Source organism: Streptomyces sp. NPDC034049, from assembly GCF_055575575.1.
Genome location: NZ_JBVISJ010000006.1, coordinates 59086 through 81832 on the forward strand (window position 1 = coordinate 59086; position 22747 = coordinate 81832).

A 22747-nucleotide genomic window follows, 5' to 3' on the forward strand; every position below is an offset into this window, starting at 1 on the left:
GCCGCACCGCACGGTCCGCCGCGTCAGCGGATGCCCACCGCCGCGAGCGCCGCGCGCTGGCGGGCCGTGGGCCGCGCCGGGAAGTACAGGTAGCAGACGCCGCCGGTGCCGGAGACGACCTTGCCGGAGGCGTTGTACCGCTTGGTCCGCAACCAGATGTTCTCCCACTCGCGCCGGCGGTAGACCCGGCGCACCGCCTCGTTGGTCGGGGAGTTCGGGTCGTTGGCGATGACATCACCGTCGGTGGTGAAGCCGATCACCGTCATCAGGTGCCCGGAGGTGCCGTACCCCGCGCCCGTCAGCTCCTCCGCGAGGAACGACTGGGAGGTGATCGCCGGGATGCCCGCCGCGATCAGCGTCTCCAGGTCGGTGAGCGAGCCCAGCCGGGTCACCACGCCCTGCATGTCCTGGTAGGTGGCGGCGTACGCGGCGTTGAAGGGCCAGTTGCCGCAGCCCTCGTACTGGTAGTCGAAGGTGAACCGCGCCGCGTGGCACACCTGCGGGTCGGCGAACGCCGGGTCGACCCAGGCCAGGTCGGCGGTGGTGGGCTTGCGCCCCCAGAACTCCAGGACCATCTGCGAGGAGGTGGGGCTGCACCAGGCCTCGCCGCCGTTGTCGTACTCGGGGTACTGGCCCTTGTGGGTCTCCTGCGAGTAGCGCGGGACGTTCAGCTCCCGCGCGATCCCGGGCGTCGAGGCGGGGACGGTGAAGCGGTCGGGAACGTCGGAGCCCATCGCGCCGAGCCGCCAGACCGTGGGGGTGAGCCGGGTGCCGGGCGTGCGGTACAGGGTCAGGCGCAGCCGGTACGAGGCCAGGCGCAGGCCGGTCGCCGGGTCGTCGATCGCGAAGGTGTCCGTCCAGACGCTGCTCCTGCCGTCCTTCTGGCCGTCGACGGAGGTGCGTCTGATGTCCCGGTCACCGGCCGCCCACCGGCCGAGCACGTACCAGGGCGTGTCGGTGCCGTCGGAGTACGTGCCCTGGAGCTCGATCCCGATCCAGGTGCCGTCGGGGGTGTGCGCGTTCCAGGAGGCGACGGCCTCGGTGGCGGGCACCGTGAGCGGGTGGACCGGGGAGGTCCAGGTCGCGTACTCCCAGGCGGCCGTGCGCCCGGTGTGCGGGTCGGTGTAGTCGGCGGTACCGAGCGGGACGCCGATCACCAATCCCGGCCGTGTCCCCGCCTTCGCCACGGTGCCGCGGGCACTGCCCGAGCACCAGTCGGCGTACGAGGTCCAGGCTCGGTAGTCGGTGGAGCGTTCCGGTGCTCGCGCGGGGCGGCCGGTGGCTGTGCCCCGGCCGCTCTTGGTGTCCGCGACCGCCTGGCTCGTCGCTCCTCCGGCCGCCGCGGCGGCGGTGGCGACGGCTGCGGTCAGGACGGTCCTGCGGGACGGCTCGGAGAGGCTCGTCATCTGTGGGTGACCCCCAGTGGTCCGGAAGGAACGGTTCAGACGCACGGCTGTTCGCCCACTATGGACGCCGGGGAACGACTTCTGCCAGCACCTCGCGCCGCGCCACGCCCGCCAATATTGGTCGACACCAGTGGCGTGTCCCGTGGCCGCGCGCACGGTGTTCAATCCCCGTATGCACGTCTCCCCCGCTCCCGAGGACCCCGCCGTCGACGAGCTCGCCGCCCGGCTGCGCCGGCTGCCGCCCTCCTGCGGGCCGGTCCGGCTGGTGGGAGTCGACGGGCACGCCGGTTCCGGGAAGAGCACCTTCGCCGGGCGGCTGGCCGCCGCGCTCGGCGGCGCCCCCGTGCTGCATCTCGACGACATCGCCACGCACGAGGAACTGTTCGCGTGGACGGACCGCCTGCTGGAGCAGGTGATCGAACCGCTGCGCCACGGGCGGAGCGCGCGCTATGCCCCGTACGACTGGCGCGAGCGCCGCTTCGGTCCGGAGCGGGGGCTGCCGAGCGCGCCCGTGGTCGTCGTCGAGGGGGTGGGGGCGGGCCGGCGTGAGCTGCGGCCGCATCTGGCGCTGCTGGTGTGGATGGACATGGCGAAGGAGGACGCCTGGGCGCGGGGGCAGGCGCGGGACGGGGCGGAGCAGAGCGCGTTCTGGGGCGGGTGGGTCAGGGCGGAGCGTCGGCATTTCGCCGAGGATCCTTCTCGGCCGTTCGCCGATCTGCTGATTCGGCCGGGAAACAGGGGGTACGAGGTGCTGGCGGGACCTGCGACGACTCCCGGCGGGGCGCCTCACCTCACTCAGGGTGACGACCCATCCGCAATGTGCTGAACTTGTGAAGACAGCCGTCCGAGAAGTTGCCCGGGTGTTCCAACTCGGCTTGACCGGGGGGCCGTACAGGTCTTACGTTCTCAATGTGCGGTCATTCGATACCGCCCCCATACGCGAAGCCCCCGATTGTTCCCCCGTGATCGGGGGCTTCGTTCTGCCTTTTTCGCGGTTTTCCGGAACTCCTGGGACACCATTCCTTCACGCTCGGTCACCGTCCGCAATGCGCCCCGTCTGCTCCCACCTCGTGGGACGAGGGCTGCGGCACCCTTCGAAGGGCGAGGGACCCGCAGGTACGATGCCCAGGGTGCGACCTTCGGACGGCTGCAGCAGCACACCGGCACAACTCCCGTCCGCGGCACAGCGGTTCGACGAAGGCTGCCGACGGGCACCGGCCCGTTCGGTTTCCAGCGGGGGCACGGTTTGTGGGGGACGTGATGGACTTCGGCTCGCGGGGCCCCGAGGCTCCGGCCGACCTCGCCTGGCTGCGAGGCGTGGACGCCTACACGATGGGCGCCTATCCGCAGGCGGAGGAGGAGTTCCGCGCCGCGGTGCGGATGGATCCGGGGATGGCCGACGGCTGGCTCGGGCTGCACGCGCTGCGGGTGGACACGACGACCGCGCTGCTGAGGATGTTCCGGCACCGGGAACGCTTCGGGGAGCAGCGCTCCCGGCACCGCCGGACCCTCAACTCCTGGTACTGGCTGGGCTGGTGGGTGCAGCCGGTGCTGGAGAGCCCGCGTGATCTGCTCCTCGCGCACGCCTCGCACTGGCTGGACGGGCGCCATGTGCCCGAGCTGGACCGGGCGCTCGCGGGGCTGCCGCCGGTCGACGCCGACCACCAGGTGCGGTTCCTGCACGCCTGCCGCGCCTATCTGGTCAAGGACTGGGAGCAGCTGGTCCGGCACACCGATCCGCTGCTCGACGATCCCCTCCTCGGGATCGAGGCCGGCCTGTTCGGCGGGATGGCCCGGGTCCGGCTGGAGACGTACGGGCAGGCCGAGCCGCTGCTGTCCGCCGCGCTGATGCGCTGCCGGAGCGAGCAACCCCAGCGCAAGGAGCTGCGGTACTGGCTGGCCCGCGCGCACGAGGGCACGGGGCGCAGCGCGGCCGCGCTGCCGCTGTACCGGGCCGTGCACCGGGTCGACCCCGCCTTCATGGACACCTCCGCGCGGCTGGCCGCGATCGCCGAAGGGGACGGATACGACGACGACGCGAGCGACTTCGCCGCGATCGCGCTCGCCGGGATCGGGCAGGACGTGCTCGACGGCGACGGCCTGGAGCCGTTCTTCGACGCCGACGGCCGGGACCTCAAGATCTCCGATCCCGGGCCGCCGCCGTCGGGCGGGCTGCCTCCCGAGGCCGGCGACGTCTTCGTCCGGGAGAAGTCCGTGGTGCCGGTGGAGCCGCTGTCCCTGCCGGCGGGGCCGACGGATCCGGAGCTGCTGGAGGAGGCGCTGGCGGAGCTGGAGCGGATGGTCGGGCTCGAGCCGGTCAAACGGCAGGTCAAGGCGTTGTCCGCGCAGCTGAACATGGCGCGGTTGCGGGCCGGGCAGGGGCTGCCCGTGCAGCCGCCCAAGCGGCACTTCGTCTTCTCCGGGCCGTCGGGGACCGGGAAGACGACCGTGGCGCGAATACTGGGCCGCGTCTTCTACGCGCTCGGGCTGCTGGGCGGCGATCACCTCGTCGAGGCGCAGCGCGCGGATCTCGTGGGCGAGTACCTCGGGCAGACCGCCGTGAAGGCCAACGAGCTGATCGACTCCGCGATCGGCGGTGTGCTGTTCGTGGACGAGGCCTACTCCCTGTCGAACTCCGGGTACGGGAAGGGGGACGCGTACGGGGACGAGGCGCTTCAGGTGCTGCTGAAGCGGGCCGAGGACAACCGGGATCATCTGGTGGTGATCCTGGCCGGCTATCCGGAGGGGATGGACCGGCTGCTGGCCGCGAACCCCGGGCTGTCGTCCCGGTTCACGACACGTGTGGACTTTCCCTCGTACCGGCCGCTGGAGCTGACCTCCATCGGGGAGGTGCTCGCGGCGGAGAACGGGGACGTGTGGGACGAGGAGGCGCTGGACGAGTTGCGGTCCGTCTCCGGGCATGTGGTGGACCAGGGGTGGATCGACGAGTTGGGGAACGGGCGGTTTCTGCGGACCTTGTACGAGAAGAGCTGTGCGTATCGGGATCTGCGGTTGTCGGGGTATCCGTCGATTCCGACGCGGGATGATCTGTCGACGTTGCGGTTGCCGGACCTGATGCAGGCGTACGGGGAGGTTCTGTCGGGGCGGGGGCCCGGGGAGCCTTCGGCCATGTGAGTCGACCCCGGCCGCGGGTCCGGTGGGGCTTCTCGCGCAGTTCCCCGCGCCCCTGAAAGGCCTGCGGCCATTTCCTCAGGGCGCGGGGAACTGCGCGAACGGGTCAGGACGCCACGGCCTCCCTCGGGGTCTCGCTGCCCCTCGGTTCCGTCAGCCGGACCGGCTGGGGCTCGCGGTGGGCCGGGTCTCGGACCTCGCCCACCAGGAGTTCCAGGACGTCCTCCAGGGCGGCGAGGCCCAGCACCTTGCCGGAGGCGTCCGCGACCTGGGCCAGATGGGTGGCGGCCCGCCGCATGACGGTCAGCGCGTCGTCCAGCGGCAGCTCCGCGCGGAGGGTGGTCATGGGGCGCCAGAGCTGTTGGGGGACGGCGCGGTCGGAGTCCTCCAGGTCGAGAACGTCCTTGACATGGAGGTAGCGGCCCATGAAGGCACCGGTCTCGGCCACCACCGGGAAGCGGGAGTACCCCGTACGGGCCGTCAGCGCCACCACCTGCGCGGGGGTCACCGAAGGGCCCACCGTCACCAGCGTGTCGCGCTTGAGCAGGACGTCCGTCACCGGGCGGGAGCCCAGCTCCAGCGCGTCCTCCAGGCGCTCCTGCTCCTCGGGGTCGAGCAGCCCGGCCTGACCGGAGTCCTCGACCAGGCGGCCCAGCTGGACGCTGGTGAAGACGGCCTCGACCTCGTCCTTGGGCTCGACGTGGAAGAGCCGCAGCACCACGCGGGCGCAGGCGCCGAGACCGATCGTGACCGGCTTGCACAGCCGTGCGAAGGCCACCAGCGCCGGGCTCAGCCACAGCGCCGTCTTCTCCGGCGCCGCCATCGCGAGGTTCTTCGGCAGCATCTCCCCGATGACGAGGTGGAGGAAGACCACCACGGCCAGCGCGATGACGTAGCCCAGGGGGTGGATCATGCCGTGCGGCAGGTGGACGGCCTCGAAGAGCGGCTCCAGCAGCTCGGCCACGGTCGGCTCGGCGACCGCGCCCAGGGTGAGCGAGCAGACGGTGATGCCGAACTGGGCCGCCGCCATCATCTGGGGCAGGTTCTCCAGGCCGTAGAGGACCTGGCGGGCCCGGGTGGTACCCAGCGGTTCGATCTGGCTACGGCGGACCGAGACCAGTGCGAACTCGGCGCCGACGAAGAAGCCGTTGGCGAGCACGAGGAGCAGGGCGAAGAGGAGTTGGAGCACGCTCATCGGGTTGCCTCCACGGCCGAGGCGGGGTCCGTGACGGGGGTGGGCCCCGAGGCGCGGACCGCTCGCGTGACGGGGGTGGTCTCCGTGGCGGGAGTGGTGCGGATGAGGCGTACGCGCTCGGCGCGGTAGTGGCCGACCTGGCGCACCGCCAGCCGCCAGCCGGGCAGCTCGGCGCGGTCGCCGGGGGCCGGGATACGGCCGAGCAGGTCGGCGACGAGGCCGGCGACCGTCTCGTACGGGCCCTCCGGGACGTCGAGACCTATGCGCTGGAGCACGTCGACCCGGCAGCTGCCGTCGGCGTCCCAGGCGAGGCGGCCGTCCTCGGGCGGGGCGGCGGCGAGTTCGGGGCGCTCGTGCCCGTCGTGCTCGTCGCGCACCTCGCCGACCAGTTCCTCGACGATGTCCTCCAGGGTCACCACGCCGGCCGTACCGCCGTACTCGTCGACCACGACGGCGATGGGCTGCTCGCTGCGCAGCCGGGCCAGGAGCGGCTGCACCGGAAGCGACTCCGGGACGAGCAGCGGGGCCTTCGCGATACGGCCGACCGGGGTGTGCAGCCGGTCGGGGGCGGGGATCGCGAGGGCGTCCTTGAGGTGGACCATGCCGACGATCTCGTCGATCCGCTCCCGGTAGACGGGGAAGCGGGAGAGGCCGGTGGCGCGGGTCAGGTTGACCACGTCCTCGGCGGTGGCCGAGGACTGGAGGGCGCTGACCTTGACGCGGGGTGTCATCACGTTCTCCGCGGTCAGGTCGCCCAGGGAGAGCGTGCGGACGAAGAGGTCGGCCGTGTCCTGCTCCAGGGCACCGGCCTGGGCCGAGTGCCGGGCGAGGGAGACCAGTTCGCCCGGGGTGCGGGCGGAGGCCAGCTCGTCGGTGGGCTCGACGCCGAAGGCGCGGACCAGGCGGTTGGCGACCGCGTTGAGAGCGGCGATGACCGGGCGGAAGAGGCGGGAGAAGACGTGCTGGGGGCCCGCGACGAAGCGGGCGACCTGCATGGGCTTCGACACCGCCCAGTTCTTCGGGACCAGTTCGCCGATCACCATCTGGACGGCGGAGGCCAGCAGCATGCCGACGACCACGGACACCCCGGACACGGCGCCTTCGGGTATGCCGATGGCGGTGAAGGGGCCGTGGAGTATCTCCGCGAGCGCCGGTTCGGCGAGCATGCCGACGACGAGGGAGGTGATGGTGATGCCGAGCTGGGTGCCGGAGAGCTGGAAGGACAGCTCCTTGAGCGCGGCCACCACCTTGTGGGCCCGGCGGTCGCCCTCGGCGGCGGCCTTCTCGGCCTCCGGTCGCTCGACCGTGACGAGGCCGAACTCGGCGGCCACGAAGAAGCCGTTGGCGAGGATCAGCAGGAACGCGGCTCCGAGGAGCAGCAAGGGGATGGTCATGCCGCCGCCTCGGTATCTCGGGAGGGGGCGGCGCAGGTACTACAGGACGATCCGTCCATCGCTGGAGGGAGTCACTCCTCGAATAGCAGGGAGCCCCTGCCTCCCGGGGTGGAAGGGCAGAGGCGGAGGCGCGACGAAAACGCCTCCGCCAACAGATTAATCAAGACAGGGGCCGGTGCGGCAGGGGCGACGGCCCCGAGTCGGCCCTGATCTTCGCTCGGGTCGGCCCTGATCTTCGCTCGGGTCAGCCCTGATGCTGCTCGGGCTCGGCGACCGAGCGGGCCTCCACCAGCGCCCTCAGGGTGCGGGCGTCCTCGATGGCGCGCTGCTTGGCGATGCCCGGCTGGATGCCGAGGGCGGGCAGGCTGGTGCCGTCGGTGAGGTCGAGGAAGACCCACGGGTCGCCGACCCGCAGGTTCACCTGCACGATCTCGGCCCAGCCCAGCTGCCGCCGCGCGGTGATGTTGACCACGGTCACACCGGAATCGTCGGCGACCACCTTGGGCCGGGAGAGCAGGCACAGCACCCCGGCGAGCATGGCCGCCGTGAAGACGAAGCTGAGGCGCTCCCCGGGGCCGAGCGTGGGCAGCAGCAGCGCGACGACCGTGATGACCACGAAGATCGCGCCCGCGGCCGACAGCAGCACGGCCCGGGTGCGGCCCGGCCGAAAAGTGACGGGCAGCGCGGGGAGGGAGGACTGGTCCGGCATGGCGTACGACTCCCCGGCCGTCAGAGGCGGCAGGCGTGGATGGCGGTGGTCAGGATGGCCCGGGCGCCGATGTCGTACAGGTCGTCCATGATCCGCTGGGCCTCCTTGGCCGGGACCATCGCCCGGACGGCGACCCAGCCCTCGTTGTGCAGCGGCGAGACGGTCGGGGATTCCAGGCCGGGGGTGAGCGCGACGGCCTTCTCCAACTGCTCGACGCGGCAGTCGTAGTCCATCATCACGTAGGTCCGGGCGACCAGGACGCCCTGGAGGCGGCGCAGGAACTGCTGCACCTTGGCCTCGTTCTCCGAGGCCTCCGCGGACTCCGAAGACGTGTCGGCGCCGACGCGGCGGATGACGACGGCCTCGGACTTCATGATCGGCTCGCCGAAGACCTCCAGGCCCGCGTTGCGCAGGGAGGTGCCGGTCTCGACGACGTCGGCGATGACCTCGGCGACGCCCAGTTCGATGGCGGTCTCGACGGCGCCGTCGAGGTGGACCACGGAGGCGTCGACGCCGTTGTCCGCGAGGTGTCCGGCGACGATGCCCTCGTAGGAGGTGGCGACCGTCTTGCCCTTGAGGTCCGCGACGCCGCTCGCCGTGCCCGGCTTGGAGGCGAAGCGGAAGGTGGAGCGGGCGAAGCCGAGCGGGAGGATCTCCTCGGCGTTGGCGCCGGAGTCGATGAGCAGGTCCCGGCCGGTGATGCCGATGTCGAGGCGGCCCGAGGAGACGTAGATCGCGATGTCGCGGGGGCGGAGGTAGAAGAACTCGACCTCGTTGACCGGGTCGACGATCCGCAGCTCCTTGGACTCCCGGCGCTGCTGGTAGCCCGCCTCATGCAGCATCTCCCCCGCAGGGCCGGACAGGGAACCCTTGTTGGGGACGGCGATGCGCAGCATGAGGCGAGCTTCCTTTGCGTGAGAGGTGATGTGCGGAACGGGCTGGCTTACAGGTGGGCGTACACGTCGTCCAGGGAGATACCGCGGGCGACCATCATCACCTGGACGTGGTACAGCAGCTGCGAGATCTCCTCGGCGGCGGCTTCCTTGCCCTCGTACTCGGCGGCCATCCAGACCTCGGCGGCCTCTTCGACGACCTTCTTGCCGATGGCATGGACGCCCTTCTCGACCAGTTCTGCGGTGCGGGAAGTGGCGGGGTCGCCCTGGGCGGCCTTGTGCTGGAGCTCGGTGAAGAGCTCCTCGAACGTCTTCTTGGACATGGTGAGGCTCAGCCTACGCGCAACCGCCCGTGTCTCAGCGCCAGGGTTCAGATACTGAGCGGAGGGTGGCCGCGGTCGCCACCGCCGCCGTCACCGCCTCGTGGCCCTTGTCCTCGTTCGAGCCCTCGATACCGGCGCGGTCCAGGGCCTGCTCCTCGGTGTCACAGGTCAGTACGCCCATGCCGACGGGGACGCCGGTGTCGACGGAGACCTGGGTCAGGCCCTGGGTGACGCCCTGGCACACGTACTCGAAGTGGGGGGTGCCGCCGCGGATGACGACGCCGAGGGCGACGATCGCGTCGTAGCCGCGGCCGGCCAGGACCTTGGCGACGACGGGGAGTTCCCAGCTGCCGGGCACCCGCAGCAGGGTCGGCTCGGTGATGCCCAGGTCGCGCAGGGCGCGCAGGGCTCCCTCGACCAGGCCGTCCATCACCTTCTCGTGCCACTGCGCCGCGATGACCGCGACGCGCAGGTCGCCGCAGTTGCGTACGGACAGTTCGGGTGCGCCCTTGCCGCTCACGTTGCTCCTTGGTTCTCGATCCCGTACGCGGTGCCGTACGGGCGGTCGTGCCGGTCGATTGCCTGGTTACTGATTACCGCAGGTGGACGTGGTGGTCGCGTCCAGCCAGGGCAGGTCGTGGCCCATCCGGTCCCGCTTGGTGCGCAGGTAGCGGAGGTTGTGCTCGCCCGCGCGGACGGGCATCGGCTCGCGGTCGGTGACGTCGAGGCCGTGCCGGACGAGGGCGTCGGTCTTCTCGGGGTTGTTGGTCATCAGCCGCAGACTGCGCACGCCCAGGTCCCGCAGGATCTGCGCCCCGGCCCCGTAGTCCCGGGCGTCGGCGGGCAGACCCAGCTCCAGGTTGGCGTCGAGGGTGTCGCGGCCGAGCTCCTGGAGTTCGTACGCGCGCAGCTTGGACAGCAGCCCGATGCCGCGGCCCTCGTGTCCGCGCAAGTAGACGACGACGCCCCGGCCCTCGGTGGCGATGCGTTCGAGGGAGGTCTCGAGCTGGGGGCCGCAGTCGCAGCGCAGCGAGTGGAAGATGTCGCCGGTGAGGCATTCGGAGTGGACGCGGACCAGGACGTCCTCGCCGTCGCCGATCTCGCCGTGGACGAGGGCGACGTGCTCCACGCCGTCGACGGTGGAGCGGTAGCCGTAGGCCGTGAAGTCACCGAAGGCGGTGGGGAGTTGGGTCTTGGCCTCGCGCCGGACGGTGGGCTCGGAACTGCGGCGGTAGGCGATCAGGTCCTCGATGGAGATGATCGTCAGGCCGTGCTTGCGGGCGAACGGGATCAGTTCGGGCAGGCGCAGCATGCGGCCGTCCTCGCCGGCGATCTCGACGATCGCGCCGGCCGGGCGCAGGCCCGCGAGGCGGGCGAGGTCGACGGCGGCCTCGGTGTGGCCGTCGCGCACGAGCACCCCGCCGGAGCGGGCGCGCAGCGGGAAGATGTGGCCGGGCCGGACGAAGTCGCCGGGCTCGGCGGTGCCGCTCGCCAGGAGCTGGAGGGTGGTGGCGCGGTCGGAGGCGGAGATGCCGGTGGTGACGCCGTGCCGGGGACCCGCGTCGACGGTGACGGTGAAGGCGGTGCGCATGGACTCGGTGTTCTGCTGCACCATCTGAGGCAGTTCGAGCCGGTCCAGCTCGTCGCCCTCCATGGGGGCGCAGATCATGCCCCGGCACTCGCTCATCATGAAGGCGACGATCTCGGGGGTGGCCTTCTCGGCGGCGATGACGAGGTCGCCCTCGTTCTCGCGGTTCTCGTCGTCGACGACCACGACGGGGCGGCCCGCCGCGATGTCGGCGATGGCCTGCTCGACCGGGTCGAGTCCGAACTCCTCGATGTCGTCGGTGCTGTAGAGGATCGGCGCCGTGCTCATGCGGGGGCTCCTTCCAGGGCGGGCTTGCGGGAGCGCAGCCACCAGTCGCGCATGCCCCACAGGACGAGCGCGCCGTAGATGATGTAGACGAATCCGGAGAACGCGTAACCGTTGGCGAAGTTCAGGGGGACGCCGACGAGGTCCACGAGCAGCCAGGCGAACCAGAACTCGACCATGCCGCGTGCCTGGGCGTACATGGCGACGACGGTGCCGGTGAAGATGTACGCGTCCGGCCAGGGGTCCCAGGACAGGGTCGGGAAGGCGGTGAAGAGGCCGCCGACGGCGAGGGTGCCGAGCACGGCGCCGGCGATCAGGTAGCCGCGCTCGCGCCAGGTGGCGAAGCGCGGGGTGATGGCGCCGTCCGCGGACTGTCCCTTGGTGCGGTTCCACTGCCACCAGCCGTACGCGGCGACGGCCATGACGATGACCTGCTTGCCGGCGCTGCCGGTGAGGTGGCCGACGAAGGCGCCGAAGAGGACGAGGCCGGAGAGGAACTGCACGGGCCAGTTCCAGAGGGAGCGGATCGCGCCGAGGGCGAGGGCGATCAGCCCGAGGACGTTGCCGATCATGTCCGACCAGAGGATCTGCTGGCCGAAGGCGGTGAAGGCGACGGTGTTCAGGGAGTTCACCGTCCCGCTCCCTGGGTGTTCGCCCCGCCCTGGTCGCCCAGCAGGCGCTCGACGTACTTGGCGATGACGTCGACCTCCAGGTTGACCGGGTCGCCGGGCTGCTTGCGGCCGAGCGTGGTCAGGTCGAGCGTGGTCGGGATGAGGCTCACCGTGAAGTAGTCGGGGCCCGCGTCGACGACGGTGAGGCTGATGCCGTCGACGGTGATGGAGCCCTTCTCGACCACGTACCGGGTGAGGTCCGCCGGGAGCGAGATCTTGACGATCTCCCAGTTCTCGGAGGGCTTGCGCTCGATGACCTGGCCCGTGCCGTCGACGTGGCCCTGCACGATGTGCCCGCCGAGGCGCTCGCCGACGGCCATCGGGCGTTCGAGGTTGACGCGGGAACCGACGCCGAGGGCGCCGAGGCTGGAGCGTTCGAGGGTCTCCGCCATGACGTCGGCGGTGAACCAGTCGTCCTCGTGCTCCACGACCGTGAGACAGACACCGTTCACGGCGATGGAGTCGCCGTGCTTCGCGCCCTCGGTGACGACTGCGCCGCGCAGACGGAAGCGGGAGGAGTCGCCGAGATTCTCGACGGCGGTGACCTCACCCAGCTCTTCGACGATTCCGGTGAACACTTCCCGGGTCCTCCTGCCTCGTAGGGCACGGACTCCGGGGCTGTCGAAGACGACAGACAGAGCGGACCGCGGCACAGGGGGCGACGCCGCGTAGAAGGCCCACCCCTGCTGAGGTAGGCCAAAAACAGACGGCGGCGCGCACGAATGCCCGCCCGCCGCGCACTGCCTCCCATCCGGACTTTAACCGTCGGTCCAGGAATTTCACCTGGTCAACCGGCCGCTGGAAGCGACCGGGTCGCGGACTGTAACCGCCGGTTCGGACTTTCACCGACCCCGGAGTGCGCTGCTTCTGGTACATGGCCAGTGTGCCACGCCCGGTCGGCACCCATGCGGGTGAGGGCTGTGGGGTGGCTCACAGGAGGCATCTGTGGACTTCTCCGGCGGGCACCGACGGGTTTCGGCTATCACTGACCAAGGGTCAACTTCCGTCACGGCGGCCCCACTCGTGGGCCGCGCGATCCATTGACCCGCTTGGTCTAGTCCTTTTAAAGTCTGCGGTCGCGGTACCCGCCTCGAACGGCCCGGCGGCGGTGACGACGGCCCTTGCCCCGCCGCCGGGTCCCCCGCCCTGCCGACCGGTGCCGGGACGCGCAGGCTGGAGGTCGCGGGACGGCGGCCGCGCGGGGTGGTTCCGCTCGCCGACGCGGAGGAAACAGCATGACAACGATCCTGGTGACCGGTGGCACCGGCGTCCTCGGGCGCCCCGTCACCGAGCGGCTGCGGGCGGCCGGACACGACGTACGGGTCCTCAGCCGGCACGCCCAGCCGTACGCCGTCGACCTCGTCGCAGGCGGGAGCGGGCTGGACGCGGCGGTGGCGGGGGTGGACACGATCGTGCACTGCGCGACGTCGCCGCGCGGGGGCGACGAGAAGGCGGCAGAACATCTGATCGAGGCGGCGCGGCGGGCCGGGGTCCGCCATCTCGTCCACATCTCGATCGTCGGGGTGGACCGGGTGCCGCTCGGCTACTACCGGTCCAAGCTGGCGGTCGAGCGGCTGGTCGAGGGGTCCGGGCTGGGCTGGACGATCCTGCGCGCGACCCAGTTCCACGACCTGGTCGTGCTGCTCTTCCAGAGTCTCTCCAAGCCGCCGGTCATGATGCTCCCCGCCGGGGTGAGCGACCAGCCCGTCGCCGTCACCGAGGTCGCGGACCGGCTGGTGGAGCTGGCCGCGGGCGCCCCCGCCGGCCGCGTCGACGACCTGGGGGGCCCGGAGGTCCTCAGCTTCCCCCGGCTGGCCCGCGCCTACCTGTCGGCCACCGGCCGCCGCCGCCCGCTCGTGAACGTCCCGCTGTTCGGCAAGGCCTATCGGGGCTTCCGCGCCGGCGGCCATCTCACGCCGGGGCGCGCCGTGGGCAAGGTGACCTTCGCGGAGTACCTGGAGCAGCGGTTCGGGGCGGCGCCGGGCAAGGGGTGAGGGGGCGCCCGGGCTACCGCGCGGGCGATCCGAACAGGTCGTCCTGGGCCGCCTCCCGGGCCATGAGCAGCGCGCCGCGCAGGACGGCGGTCCCGCCGAGGCCACTGGCCCGCACCTCGGTCGGCAACGGCGACATCGACTCCAGCCGCTTCCCCACCCTGCCGGCGAGTTGGTCACCGCCGGCCCGGCCGACCTCGCCGCCGAGCACCACACAGCCGGGGTCGAGCACGGCGACGACCGAGGCCACGCCGATGGCGACGCGGTCGGCGAGGGTGTCGAGGAAGGCGGCGTGGAGGTCGGGCGGCGACGAGTCCGCCGCGCCGGGCGTCGCGAGGGCGGTCGCCGCCGCGCGCACGAGTGCCGCCGCGTACGGCTCGTGCGCCGCCGCCTCGGCCGTGAGGCCGAGCGCGGTGGCCAGTGCGACCACCGCCGCCGCGCCGCCGAGGGAGTGGAAGCCGCCCTCGCAGTCGACGGCGGAGGGGGCGGTGGCCGTGCCCGGGACGGGGAGGAAGCCGATCTCCCCGGTGCCGCCGGAGGCACCGCGTCGGAGATGGCCGTCGAGGACCACGGCGGCGCCGGTGCCGAGGCCGAGCCAGAGGAGGACGAAGGTGTCGCGGTCGCGGGCGGCGCCGTCGCGCTGTTCGGCGAGCGCGGCGAGGTTGGTCTCGTTCTCGACGAGGACGCGGGCGGGGAGCCGTTCGCCGAGGGCGGCGACCAGGCGGCGGTGCCACGCGGGGAGGCCGCTTGAGTCGCGGAGTTCGCCGGTGGCCGGGTCGATCAGGCCGGGGGCGCCGATCACCACCGTGTGCAGCCGGTCGGCGCCCGCCTCCTTGGCGGTCCGCTCCACCAGGGCGACGGCCTGTTCCACCGCGGGTCCCGTGCAGGCGTCGTCCGCGATCGGGACGGACGCCCGCGCCAGCTCCGTACCGATGAGATCGGCCACCACGACCGAGACCCCCTCGGTGCGCACGTCGAGGGCGGCGAGGTGCGCGCGGTCGGCGACGATGCCGTGGACGCGGGCGTTGGGCCCGCGCCGCTGCTCCCCGGACTCCCCCACGACCTCGATCAGCCCGGCGGCCGTGAGGCGCTCCACGAGATCGGCGACGGTGGGCCGGGACAGACCGGTGAGCTGCTTCAACTGCCCTGCCGTCAGGGGCCCTTCCTGTTGCAGCAGCCGCAGGGCGAGCCGGTCGTTGATGGCTCGGGCGGTGCTGGGTGATGCGGGCATGGCGGGATCCTCCCAGATAGGCGGCGCCGGGGGGCGGTTGGCCCCGGGGCGCCTGCTGCCCACCCCGCTCCCTATCTATCAGGCAGGGTTCCTGATAGTTTACGTCAGCGCTACGGAGCCCGGTCGGGCCGAGGGCATCGGGGCCACCCGGAGGGTCGGGAGCGGGGGCGGTCGAGTGCTCCCGTCCGCACGGTGGCGGGGGCGCGAGCGCGGTGCCGTCCCGCGACAGCGGAAGGCGGGCGTGGTGCCGTCCCGCGGCGGCGGAGGGCGGGCGTGACGCTCTCCCGGCGCGTACGGGGAGCCGGCGCGGTGCCCTCGCGGCGTACAGAGGATCCAGGGAGGCGGAGAATGAGTGCGGTGTTCTACGAGCAGCGCGAGGTGAGGCGGGCGCGGTACGCCGTGGCGGCCGTGTTCGCGGTGCACGGCGCCGTCACCGGCTCGTTCGCGACCCGCGTGCCGTGGATCCAGGACCACGCGGGCGTCAGCGCGGGCCAACTGGGTCTCGCCCTGGCCTTCCCGGCGATCGGCGCCTCGCTGGCGATGCCGCTCGCGGGCCGGATCAGTCACCGGTTCGGCGCCCGTACCGCGCTGCGCGGCCTGCTCTCGATGTGGACGCTCGCGCTGGTCCTGCCCGCCCTCTCGCCGAACCTCTGGACGCTCTGCCTCGCGCTGTTCGTGTACGGCGCGTCGGCGGGCATGGCGGACGTCGCCATGAACGCGCTCGGCGTCGAGGTCGAGAGCCGCCTCGGCAAGTCGATCATGTCGGGTCTGCACGGGATGTGGAGCGCGGGCGCCCTCGTCGGCTCGGCCGCCGGCACCCTCGCCGCGCACCTCGGGTCGGACGCCCGGCTGCACCACGCGCTCGCCGCGGCCGTGCTCACCGCTCTCGGGCTGATCGTCTGCCGGTGGGTGCTGGACCTGCGGCCCACCGAGGACGAGGAGCCGCCGCCCCGGTTCGCGCTGCCGCCGAGGTCGGCGCTGCTGATCGGCGCGGTCGGGTTCTGCGCGGTGTTCGCGGAGGGGGCGGCCCTGGACTGGTCGGCGGTCTATCTGCGGAACCAGTTGGAGACCTCGGCCGGGCTCGCGGCGGCGTGCACCACCGGGTTCATGCTGACCATGGCGGTGGCCCGGCTGGCGGGCGACGCGGTGGTCAACCGCTTCGGCTCGGTCCGTACCGTCCGGGCCGGCGGTGTGCTGGCCGCGGTCGGCGGAGTCCTCATCGTCGTCGCGAACGCGCCGGCGGTCGCGATGACCGGGTTCGCCCTGATGGGCCTCGGCATCGCGGTCGTCGTACCGCTCTGCTTCGCCGCCGCCGGCCGCAGCGGGCCCAACCCCAGCCTGGCCATCGCGGGGGTCGCGACCATCACGTACACCTCCGGGCTCGTGGCGCCGAGCGCGATCGGCGGGTTGGCCCAACTGACCAGCCTGGTCGTCTCGTTCGGCCTGGTGACCCTGCTGGCGTGCGGCCTGGTCGCCTTCGCGGGCGTGCTGCGCACCAGTGACCGTGACCGCCCCCGGGTGTCCAGCCCGAAGGTGACGCTGCCCGACCCGAAGGCCTGATCCGACCGCCCGCGACGCCTCACTCAGCCCCGCGCCAGCTCGTAGGCGTACGCCGGTGAGAACGTCCCCGCCCTCCCCCGGCAGCCGTCGGACTCGCCCGGCAGTTTCACCCACAGGTAGGCGTGGACGCGGGGCTCGCCCGTGGTGAGGGTGGGCGGGCGGCCGAGGCCGCGGCCGGCGGGGTCGCACCACTCGCCGTCGGCCGGGGCGCCGTTGCCGTTGCGGCTGGTGTCGATGACGGCGCCGAGGCCGGCGGGAGCGCCGAGAGCGTCGAGGACCCGGCGGGTGTAGGCGACCTCCGCCTCCGTGCGGTTGAAGTTCGACACGTTGCTGAAGACCCCGTCCGAGCCGGCGGGGGCGGCGGCGCCCGCCTGGCGCAGGAGCGCCGCCTGCTGGTCCGGGGCGTTCCACTCCGAGTGCCCGGCGTCGTAGTAGACGCGGGCGTCGGGGTTGGCCGCCTTGAGGACCCGGCCCGCGCGGGCGAGGGAGGCGAAGCGGTCGGCGCGGCCGCCGGCGGAGAGACAGTCGGACTGGGCGATCGCGTCCGGCTCCAGGATCACGATGACGTCGTCCGAGCCGAGCCCGGCGGCGAACGCGTCGATCCAGGCGTCGTACGCGTCCAGGCCGGGCGCCCCGCCCTGCGAGGCACCGCCGCAGTCGCGGTCGGGGATCGCGTACGCCACGAGGACCGGCACCTGGTCCCGCGCGGCGCCCCCGGCGGCGACGGCCGCGACCCGCGAGGTGAGGGCGGCGGGGTCGGGGTCGGTGAACCAGACGGCGGCGGGGCGGTCGGCGATACCGGACTCGATGGCGGCGCCGCGCGGGTCGCCGGGGTGGTCACGCACCCAGTCGAGGACCTGGGAGTCGGGGTGGCGGTAGAGCTCGCCGGGGCCGGTGCCGGGTGCCGCCCGCCGGTCGGTCCGCTCGGCCGAGGGCCGCACTCCGGCCTTCACCGAGGGGCCGGGCGCGTCGGAGGGCGACGCGGAGGGCGAGGTGCGCCGCGACGAGGTGCCGTCCGGGGCGGGTCCGGCCCGACCGGTCGGACCGGACAGGCCGGAAGGGGCGGAGGGGCCGGACAGGAGGCCCCCCGAGCGGCTCGTCGGCGGCCGGGCCTCGTCGGTTCCCCTCTCGCCGCCCATCGCGGCCACCATGCCGGTGATCGTCCCGACGACGGCCACGAGCGACGCCGCTGCCGTCAGGGCGCCGCGCCTCGCCGCCCGCCGGCGCTCGGCTCGGCGTGCGGCCAGACGCTGGGCGCGTAAACCTGACACGTGGTGCTCCCCCCTGCTCCCCGGACCGCGCTGCGGCGGCTTCCCGGCACTTCCCGCCGCGCCCGCGTTACCCCGTTCCGGGGACGCGCCGGGCACGGCGGCACCGCTGTCAGCGTAGGCCTGCGACGCTGCCCCCTATGGCGCAGTGGGAACAATTCACCAATTCCGTGGACTCGGCGGACACCCTGGTGGACGTGGTGGCAGCGGTGGACCGGGCGGACGCGGCCGCCGGGGCCGACCCGGTGGAGACGGCGGCCGGGATCGACGCGGTGGACACGGTCGTCTCCCGGATGCGGGCCCTGGACGCGGCCCTTCCCCAACGGGACGGGATCGCCGTCTTCAACGGTGTGTACCTCGCCGTCACCGAGGCCATCGGACGGCGTCTGGACAGCGGTCACTTCGCGGACGCCGAGGCCGCGATCACCCTGGACGTGCTCTTCGCCGAGCGGTATCTGCGGGTCGCCGAGGGCGGCCACGCCCCCGCCTGCTGGCGGCCGCTGCTACAGTTCCGGCGCCATCCCGGGGTACGGCCGCTGCAGTTCGCCCTCTGCGGCATCAACGCGCACATCGGGCACGATCTCGCGCTGGCCGTCGTGGACACCTGTCGTACTCTCGGCTGCGAACCGGCCGAGCTGGAGGACGAGTTCGAGCAGGTGGGCGATGTCCTCGTGTCGCTGGAGGAACGTATCCGCGAGGAGTTGATGCCGGGTCCGGATCTCCTCCAGATCGCGGATCCGCTCACACATCTGCTCGGCGCGTGGAGCCTGGAACGCGCCCGTGAGGCCAGCTGGTCGGCCGCCCGCGCGCTGTGGGCGCTGCGCGGACTGACCGATCTGGCCGAGGAGTTCGCCCACCGGCTGGACGCGGCGGTGGGCCTCGCGGGCCGCATGCTGCTGACGCCGCTGCCCGAGCCGGCCGACTGCCGTCCTCGCAGGTGACCCCCGGCTGGTGCGGCCGGGGGCGGCTCCTGCCTCGAAACCGCCCTAGTCCTCGGGGAGTTCGACGGGGGCGATGCTGTCGTAGAGGTCTCCCGGGCCGGGGTTGGTCGCGTCCGTGGCGCCACCGAAGTGGTGCATGACGCCCCAGACCGCGTTGAGGGCGGTCTGGATCGCGCCCTCCGCCCAGCCGGCCGTCCAGGAGATGTCGTCGCCGGCGAGGAAGATGCCCCGTTTGTCGTCGGGCAGCCGGTCCTGCATGAAGTGGGTGAACAGGCGCCGCTGGTAGCGGTAGTGGCCGGGCAGGTTCGCCTTGAACGCGCCCATGAAGTACGGCTCGTTCTCCCAGGAGACGGTCACCGGGTTGCCGATGACGTGACTGCGGATGTCGACGTTCGGGTAGATCTCGCCGAGCGACTTCAGCATGACCTCCATCCGCTCGTTCGCCGACAGCGGCAGCCACTTCAGGCTGTCGTCGCACCAGGTGTAGGAGAGACAGATGACGGCGGGCCGGTCGGGACCGTCGTCGAGGAGGTACGTGCCGCGCGTCATGCGGTCGGTGAGCGTCATCGACATGACGTCCCGGCCGGTGACCTCGTCCTTGTCCAGCCAGAACGGCCGGTCGACGGGCACGAAGAGCTTGCTGGACTCCATGTAGTGGGTCCGCTCGATGGCCGTCCAGTGGTCGATCGGGAAGAGCGAGTCGTCACAGGCGATCTTCGACAGCAGCATCCAGGACTGGGCGGTGAAGATCGCCGCCCGGTACGTACGGATGTCGCCGTTCGCGTCCGCCACGGTGATCCGGTTGCCCGCGGTCCGCTGCAGCCGGGTCACGGCGGGCCTGGGCTCCCCGTCGGTGTGCAGGGACCTCAGGGACGTCCCGTAGGGCCAGTGCACGATCTTCTCCGGCTCGCGCTCCCAGAGCCGCAGGGGAAGTTGCTGGCTGCCGCCGACGATTCCGCGGTGGTGGTCGTCGGCCTCGGTGTAGACGACGCGCAGGATCTCCAGGATGGAGTTGGGGAAGTCGGTGTCCCAGCCTCCGGTACCGAAGCCGACCTGACCGAAGATCTCGCGGTGCCGGAAGGACTTGAAGGCCTCGGAGTCGCAGAGGAAGCCGTAGAAGGTCTGGTTGTCGAGCCGCTCGACGAGCTTCGCCCAGATCTCCCGGACGCGCGGCACGTCCCGCTCGCGCAGCGCCTGGTTCATGTCCGAGAAGTCGGCGCCCTCTTCGAGGCAGGCCTTCCAGGCGGCGGCCACGTCGCGGTAGACCTGCGGCAGGTCGTCGATGGTCTCGGCGTAGTGGGACTCGCCCTTGAGGTCGACGACGGTCGACGGCGTCGCCTCCGCCAGGGGGTTGGGGAACGGCCGCGTCTCCAGACCCGCCAGGTCGATGTAGTGCTGGAGCGCCGTGGAGGACGGCGGGAAGCGCATCGCCCCCATCTCGGCGGTGAGCGAGGGGTCGCACCCCTCGAAGCCGACCGTCCGCAGCCGTCCGCCGATCCGGTCGGCCTCGTAGACGACCGGCTTGAGCCCCATCTTCATCAGCTCGTACGCCGCCACGATGCCGGAGAGCCCGCCACCGATGACCGCGACCTCGGCCCCGTGCTCGGTGGCCGGGATCTGGCCCAGACCGGCCGGGTGGGCCAGAAAGTCGTCGTACGCGTACGGGAAGTCCGGGCCGAACATGGTGATCGGCGGCTGCTGCTCGTCTGCGTGCTCGACGGCGTTGGGCACGGTGGACGTCATGGGGTACGGACTCCTTGCGGTGGAACGGGGGTTCGGGTGGGCGGGGCTCAGACGAGGGAGCCGTAGAGCCCGGGGCGACGGTCCCGGAGATACGGGTTCGCCTCGCGGGAGGCCACGACGACGGCAGGGTCGACGTCGGCGAGGACGAGGTCCTCCTCGCGTCCGGCGCGGGTGCGCGCGATCCCGTCGGGCCCGGCCAGCGTGGAGAGCCCGACGAACTCGAACTCGCCTTCGCGGCCGACCCGGTTGACGTACGCGACGTACATCTGGTTCTCGAAGGCCCGCACCGGGATCATCGACTCGGCGACGAACTGGAACGGATGCATCTGGGCCGTGGGCACCACCAGCAGATCGGTGCCGGCGAGGGCGTGGGCGCGGACGTTCTCGGGAAACTCCACGTCGTAGCAGATCAGGATCCCGACGCGGAGCCCGCCCAGGTCGACCTGGACGACGCTTCGCCCGCCCGGCGCGAAGTGGTCGCGCTCGAAGCAGCCGAAGAGGTGGGTCTTGCGGTAGTTCGCCAGCCGGACGCCGTCGGCGGAGACGAGCTGCGCCGAGTTGAAGACCGCCTCGCCGGCCCGCTCCGGGTACCCGTAGACGATCGCGATCCCGTGGCGCCCGGCGATCTCGGCGACCGCGTCGGCCGAGTCGCCGTCGGCCGCCTCGGCGAGCCGCTCGATGTCGTCGCCGATCGCGTACCCCGTCAGGAACATCTCCGGCGCCACGATCAGCCCCGCCCCGGCCTCGGCGGCCCGCCCGGCGGCCTCGTCGAGCACCTTCAGGCTGCCGACGACCGAGCCGGGGCGGCCGGAGCTCTGGAGCAGGGCGGTACGCATGCGTGTTCCTCACCGGGACAAAGGGGGATTCGGGGGCCAGAAAGACGGTACGGCCGCCGCGCCGAACGGGACAAGCGGCGGCCATTGCGCACCGACGGGGGATTCGTTGCGTGCGGCCGGGCCCGCACGACGATTCATTGCGCACCTGAGAGAGGGGCCCACCCGCGCCCTTCAGGGGCGCGGGGAACTGCGCGACCAGCCACACCGGACCCGCGGCGGCCCACGAACCTCACGCCCCACCCCCCTACGCGCCTCTCCGCACCACCAACACACCCGCCGTCACGAGATACGGGACGGCGAACACGGCGAACGCGACCCCGTGGACGAAGGACGCCCCGATCACCGCGTACGCGGCGAAGACGGCGACCGTCGCCGCCTCGGTCCCCATGCTCGCGACGGATGTCAACGTCGCCCGCCGAGCCCCGTCGATCCGGTCCTGCAACCGCGCGTCGGCGAGCACGTTGACCAGCTGGAACCCCCCGAAGGCGACGGCGACGAGCCCGATCCCGGCCGGCGTCCCCGTCAGCGCCCCCACGGCCAGCGCGACGGACGCCCCGGCCAACACCACCCCCAGCCCGGCGGAGCCCATCCGCTCCCCCGCCCCGGTCAGCAGGCTGCCGACCGCCGGCCCCGCCCAGATGACCAGCAGCAGATACGGCACGGTCTGCTCGGCCACGCCGGTGTCCCGGACCAGCAGCGGCGTGTACTCGTCGAGCGCGCCCCAGACCGCCCCGACGGCCGGCACGAGCAGCATCGCGCCCCGCACGGAACGGTCCCGGCGGATCTCGGCGAGCCCGGCCCGCAGGGTGGCGAGGGTGGAGGCGTGCTTCGGCCCCGGCACCGCCTCCCGGTGTTCGGGGAACCGCGTGGCCACCACCGAGGTCAGCACACAGACCAGGACGCTCGCGGCGCCCACGGCCGGGTATCCACCGAGGTCGAGGACCGGACCGGCCAGTCCCATCGCGGCCATCACGGCGACCATCCCGACCGCCTGGGCCCGGCCGACGACCCGCGCGTACCGGTCGGCCGCGCCCAGCCGTTCGAGTTCGTCGTAGACCAGCGCTTCGAGCGCTCCGGAACCGAGCGCGCCGCGCACGCCCCACAGGACGAAGCCGAGGGCGAAGGCCCCGTACGAGGGGACGATCACCCACAGGGCGAAGCCGGCGGCGGTGAGCAGCGGCCCCACCCACAGCAGCAGACGCCGGGAGACCGCGTCGGCCCAGGCGCCGGACGGCACCTCCAGCACGATCCCGGTGACGGACCACAGGGCGAACAGCGAGGAGATCTGCCAGATCGACAGTCCGGTGTCGCTGAACAGCAGCGCGTACACCGGGTAGAGCAGCACGAAGTCGTCGAGGAACGCGTAGCCGTACAGCGTGGCCGTGAGCCGTCGGACACCACTGGTCGCGACACCGGGCGCACGCGCGGGTGAGAGAGTCATGAGGCCTTCCCGAAGGAGCGGATCGGACGTCGTCGAAGCGGCGTCCGAGGCGGTCCTCGGGAGGCACGGCGGGTGGATCAATGTCGCCAGGTCATGGCACCGATGCTAGCCGGGCCGCCCCCGTCCGGCCCAGGGGATAT

At 72.3% G+C, this 22747-nt stretch carries 20 protein-coding genes and 1 riboswitch; of the genes, 5 read left to right on the forward strand and 15 right to left on the reverse strand.

The features are described from left to right. Window positions 1-23 precede the first annotated feature (23 nt). A complete protein-coding gene (locus ACZ52C_RS19010; RefSeq protein ID WP_469075822.1) occupies window positions 24-1406 on the reverse strand; it encodes a peptidase C39 family protein in 1383 nt (460 codons plus the stop codon). A gap of 172 nt (window positions 1407-1578) precedes the next feature. On the opposite strand from ACZ52C_RS19010, the gene ACZ52C_RS19015 reads away from it, so the two are divergent. After that, window positions 1579-2232, forward strand: coding sequence for a uridine kinase family protein (locus tag ACZ52C_RS19015; protein WP_469075823.1), 654 nt, complete (start codon window positions 1579-1581; stop codon window positions 2230-2232). Window positions 2233-2666: 434 nt separating this feature from the next. Further along, a complete protein-coding gene (locus tag ACZ52C_RS19020; protein ID WP_469075824.1) occupies window positions 2667-4541 on the forward strand; it encodes an AAA family ATPase in 1875 nt (624 codons plus the stop codon). A gap of 103 nt (window positions 4542-4644) precedes the next feature. Here ACZ52C_RS19020 and ACZ52C_RS19025 read toward each other — a convergent pair whose 3' ends face one another. From ACZ52C_RS19025 to ACZ52C_RS19065, 9 genes are all read right to left on the reverse strand, one after another. Continuing rightward, a complete protein-coding gene (locus ACZ52C_RS19025; protein WP_469075825.1) occupies window positions 4645-5733 on the reverse strand; it encodes a hemolysin family protein in 1089 nt (362 codons plus the stop codon). Further along, complete coding sequence (locus ACZ52C_RS19030) at window positions 5730-7127, reverse strand: hemolysin family protein (RefSeq protein WP_469075826.1); 1398 nt, start codon at window positions 7125-7127, stop codon at window positions 5730-5732. The genes ACZ52C_RS19025 and ACZ52C_RS19030 overlap by 4 nt, the downstream gene beginning before the upstream one ends. 244 nt (window positions 7128-7371) lie before the next feature. Further along, the gene (locus tag ACZ52C_RS19035; RefSeq protein ID WP_469075827.1) at window positions 7372-7836 is read right to left on the reverse strand and encodes a PH domain-containing protein; all 465 of its coding nucleotides are present in this window, start codon (window positions 7834-7836) and stop codon (window positions 7372-7374) included. Between the two features lie 20 nt (window positions 7837-7856). Next, window positions 7857-8732 (reverse strand): ATP phosphoribosyltransferase, encoded by an 876-nt coding sequence (gene hisG / locus ACZ52C_RS19040; protein ID WP_469075828.1) that lies wholly within the window; start codon window positions 8730-8732, stop codon window positions 7857-7859. 47 nt (window positions 8733-8779) lie between these two features. Next, window positions 8780-9052, reverse strand: a complete 273-nt coding sequence (locus ACZ52C_RS19045) for a phosphoribosyl-ATP diphosphatase (protein ID WP_003988914.1) — start codon at window positions 9050-9052, stop codon at window positions 8780-8782. Window positions 9053-9086: 34 nt separating this feature from the next. After that, window positions 9087-9572, reverse strand: a complete 486-nt coding sequence (gene ribH, locus ACZ52C_RS19050; protein WP_045557284.1) for a 6,7-dimethyl-8-ribityllumazine synthase — start codon at window positions 9570-9572, stop codon at window positions 9087-9089. Between the two features lie 66 nt (window positions 9573-9638). Continuing rightward, on the reverse strand, window positions 9639-10928 hold the full coding sequence (locus tag ACZ52C_RS19055) for a bifunctional 3,4-dihydroxy-2-butanone-4-phosphate synthase/GTP cyclohydrolase II (protein WP_469075829.1): 1290 nt from the start codon (window positions 10926-10928) through the stop codon (window positions 9639-9641). Further along, complete coding sequence (locus ACZ52C_RS19060; RefSeq protein ID WP_469075830.1) at window positions 10925-11557, reverse strand: nicotinamide mononucleotide transporter family protein; 633 nt, start codon at window positions 11555-11557, stop codon at window positions 10925-10927. Before ACZ52C_RS19060 ends, ACZ52C_RS19055 begins: the two co-directional genes overlap by 4 nt. Continuing rightward, a complete protein-coding gene (locus ACZ52C_RS19065) occupies window positions 11554-12174 on the reverse strand; it encodes a riboflavin synthase (RefSeq protein ID WP_469075831.1) in 621 nt (206 codons plus the stop codon). The genes ACZ52C_RS19060 and ACZ52C_RS19065 overlap by 4 nt, the downstream gene beginning before the upstream one ends. 155 nt (window positions 12175-12329) lie before the next feature. Beyond that, window positions 12330-12460: riboswitch (FMN riboswitch) on the reverse strand. A gap of 371 nt (window positions 12461-12831) precedes the next feature. Here ACZ52C_RS19065 and ACZ52C_RS19070 point away from each other — a divergent pair. After that, window positions 12832-13590: an SDR family oxidoreductase gene (locus tag ACZ52C_RS19070; protein WP_469075832.1), complete on the forward strand. Its 759-nt coding sequence runs from the start codon at window positions 12832-12834 to the stop codon at window positions 13588-13590. A 13-nt stretch (window positions 13591-13603) separates the two neighbouring features. Here the strand turns inward: ACZ52C_RS19070 and ACZ52C_RS19075 are convergent, their stop codons facing one another. Further along, window positions 13604-14818, reverse strand: coding sequence for an ROK family transcriptional regulator (locus tag ACZ52C_RS19075; protein ID WP_469075833.1), 1215 nt, complete (start codon window positions 14816-14818; stop codon window positions 13604-13606). Window positions 14819-15166: 348 nt separating this feature from the next. On the opposite strand from ACZ52C_RS19075, the gene ACZ52C_RS19080 reads away from it, so the two are divergent. Continuing rightward, window positions 15167-16378, forward strand: a complete 1212-nt coding sequence (locus ACZ52C_RS19080; protein WP_469075834.1) for an MFS transporter — start codon at window positions 15167-15169, stop codon at window positions 16376-16378. 23 nt (window positions 16379-16401) lie between these two features. Here ACZ52C_RS19080 and ACZ52C_RS19085 read toward each other — a convergent pair whose 3' ends face one another. Then, window positions 16402-17649 (reverse strand): glycoside hydrolase family 6 protein, encoded by a 1248-nt coding sequence (locus ACZ52C_RS19085; protein WP_469075835.1) that lies wholly within the window; start codon window positions 17647-17649, stop codon window positions 16402-16404. A 137-nt stretch (window positions 17650-17786) separates the two neighbouring features. Here ACZ52C_RS19085 and ACZ52C_RS19090 point away from each other — a divergent pair, with 137 nt between their 5' ends. Beyond that, window positions 17787-18587 (forward strand): DUF5995 family protein, encoded by an 801-nt coding sequence (locus ACZ52C_RS19090; protein ID WP_469075836.1) that lies wholly within the window; start codon window positions 17787-17789, stop codon window positions 18585-18587. 45 nt (window positions 18588-18632) lie between these two features. Here ACZ52C_RS19090 and ACZ52C_RS19095 read toward each other — a convergent pair whose 3' ends face one another. The 3 genes from ACZ52C_RS19095 to ACZ52C_RS19105 form a co-directional block, all read right to left on the reverse strand. After that, entirely contained in the window at window positions 18633-20330 is a 1698-nt protein-coding gene (locus ACZ52C_RS19095; protein ID WP_469075837.1) for a flavin monoamine oxidase family protein, read from the reverse strand. A gap of 47 nt (window positions 20331-20377) precedes the next feature. Continuing rightward, window positions 20378-21166 carry a carbon-nitrogen hydrolase family protein gene (locus tag ACZ52C_RS19100; protein ID WP_469075838.1) on the reverse strand — a complete coding sequence of 263 codons (789 nt, stop codon included), beginning with the start codon at window positions 21164-21166 and terminating at the stop codon, window positions 20378-20380. Window positions 21167-21410: 244 nt separating this feature from the next. Next, window positions 21411-22607: an MFS transporter gene (locus tag ACZ52C_RS19105; RefSeq protein ID WP_469075839.1), complete on the reverse strand. Its 1197-nt coding sequence runs from the start codon at window positions 22605-22607 to the stop codon at window positions 21411-21413. Window positions 22608-22747 lie beyond the last annotated feature (140 nt).

Excerpts from the sequence above, each read along its gene's own strand:
- ACZ52C_RS19010 (WP_469075822.1), bottom strand. The coding sequence starts at position 1,406 with ATGACGAGCCTCTCCGAGCCGTCCCGCAGGACCGTCCTGACCGCAGCC.
- ACZ52C_RS19015 (WP_469075823.1), top strand. The coding sequence starts at position 1,579 with ATGCACGTCTCCCCCGCTCCCGAGGACCCCGCCGTCGACGAGCTCGCC.
- ACZ52C_RS19020 (WP_469075824.1), top strand. The coding sequence starts at position 2,667 with ATGGACTTCGGCTCGCGGGGCCCCGAGGCTCCGGCCGACCTCGCCTGG.
- ACZ52C_RS19025 (WP_469075825.1), bottom strand. The coding sequence starts at position 5,733 with ATGAGCGTGCTCCAACTCCTCTTCGCCCTGCTCCTCGTGCTCGCCAAC.
- ACZ52C_RS19030 (WP_469075826.1), bottom strand. The coding sequence starts at position 7,127 with ATGACCATCCCCTTGCTGCTCCTCGGAGCCGCGTTCCTGCTGATCCTC.
- ACZ52C_RS19035 (WP_469075827.1), bottom strand. The coding sequence starts at position 7,836 with ATGCCGGACCAGTCCTCCCTCCCCGCGCTGCCCGTCACTTTTCGGCCG.
- hisG (WP_469075828.1), bottom strand. The coding sequence starts at position 8,732 with ATGCTGCGCATCGCCGTCCCCAACAAGGGTTCCCTGTCCGGCCCTGCG.
- ACZ52C_RS19045 (WP_003988914.1), bottom strand. The coding sequence starts at position 9,052 with ATGTCCAAGAAGACGTTCGAGGAGCTCTTCACCGAGCTCCAGCACAAG.
- ACZ52C_RS19055 (WP_469075829.1), bottom strand. The coding sequence starts at position 10,928 with ATGAGCACGGCGCCGATCCTCTACAGCACCGACGACATCGAGGAGTTC.
- ACZ52C_RS19070 (WP_469075832.1), top strand. The coding sequence starts at position 12,832 with ATGACAACGATCCTGGTGACCGGTGGCACCGGCGTCCTCGGGCGCCCC.
- ACZ52C_RS19075 (WP_469075833.1), bottom strand. The coding sequence starts at position 14,818 with ATGCCCGCATCACCCAGCACCGCCCGAGCCATCAACGACCGGCTCGCC.
- ACZ52C_RS19080 (WP_469075834.1), top strand. The coding sequence starts at position 15,167 with ATGAGTGCGGTGTTCTACGAGCAGCGCGAGGTGAGGCGGGCGCGGTAC.
- ACZ52C_RS19090 (WP_469075836.1), top strand. The coding sequence starts at position 17,787 with ATGGCGCAGTGGGAACAATTCACCAATTCCGTGGACTCGGCGGACACC.
- ACZ52C_RS19095 (WP_469075837.1), bottom strand. The coding sequence starts at position 20,330 with ATGACGTCCACCGTGCCCAACGCCGTCGAGCACGCAGACGAGCAGCAG.
- ACZ52C_RS19100 (WP_469075838.1), bottom strand. The coding sequence starts at position 21,166 with ATGCGTACCGCCCTGCTCCAGAGCTCCGGCCGCCCCGGCTCGGTCGTC.
- ACZ52C_RS19105 (WP_469075839.1), bottom strand. The coding sequence starts at position 22,607 with ATGACTCTCTCACCCGCGCGTGCGCCCGGTGTCGCGACCAGTGGTGTC.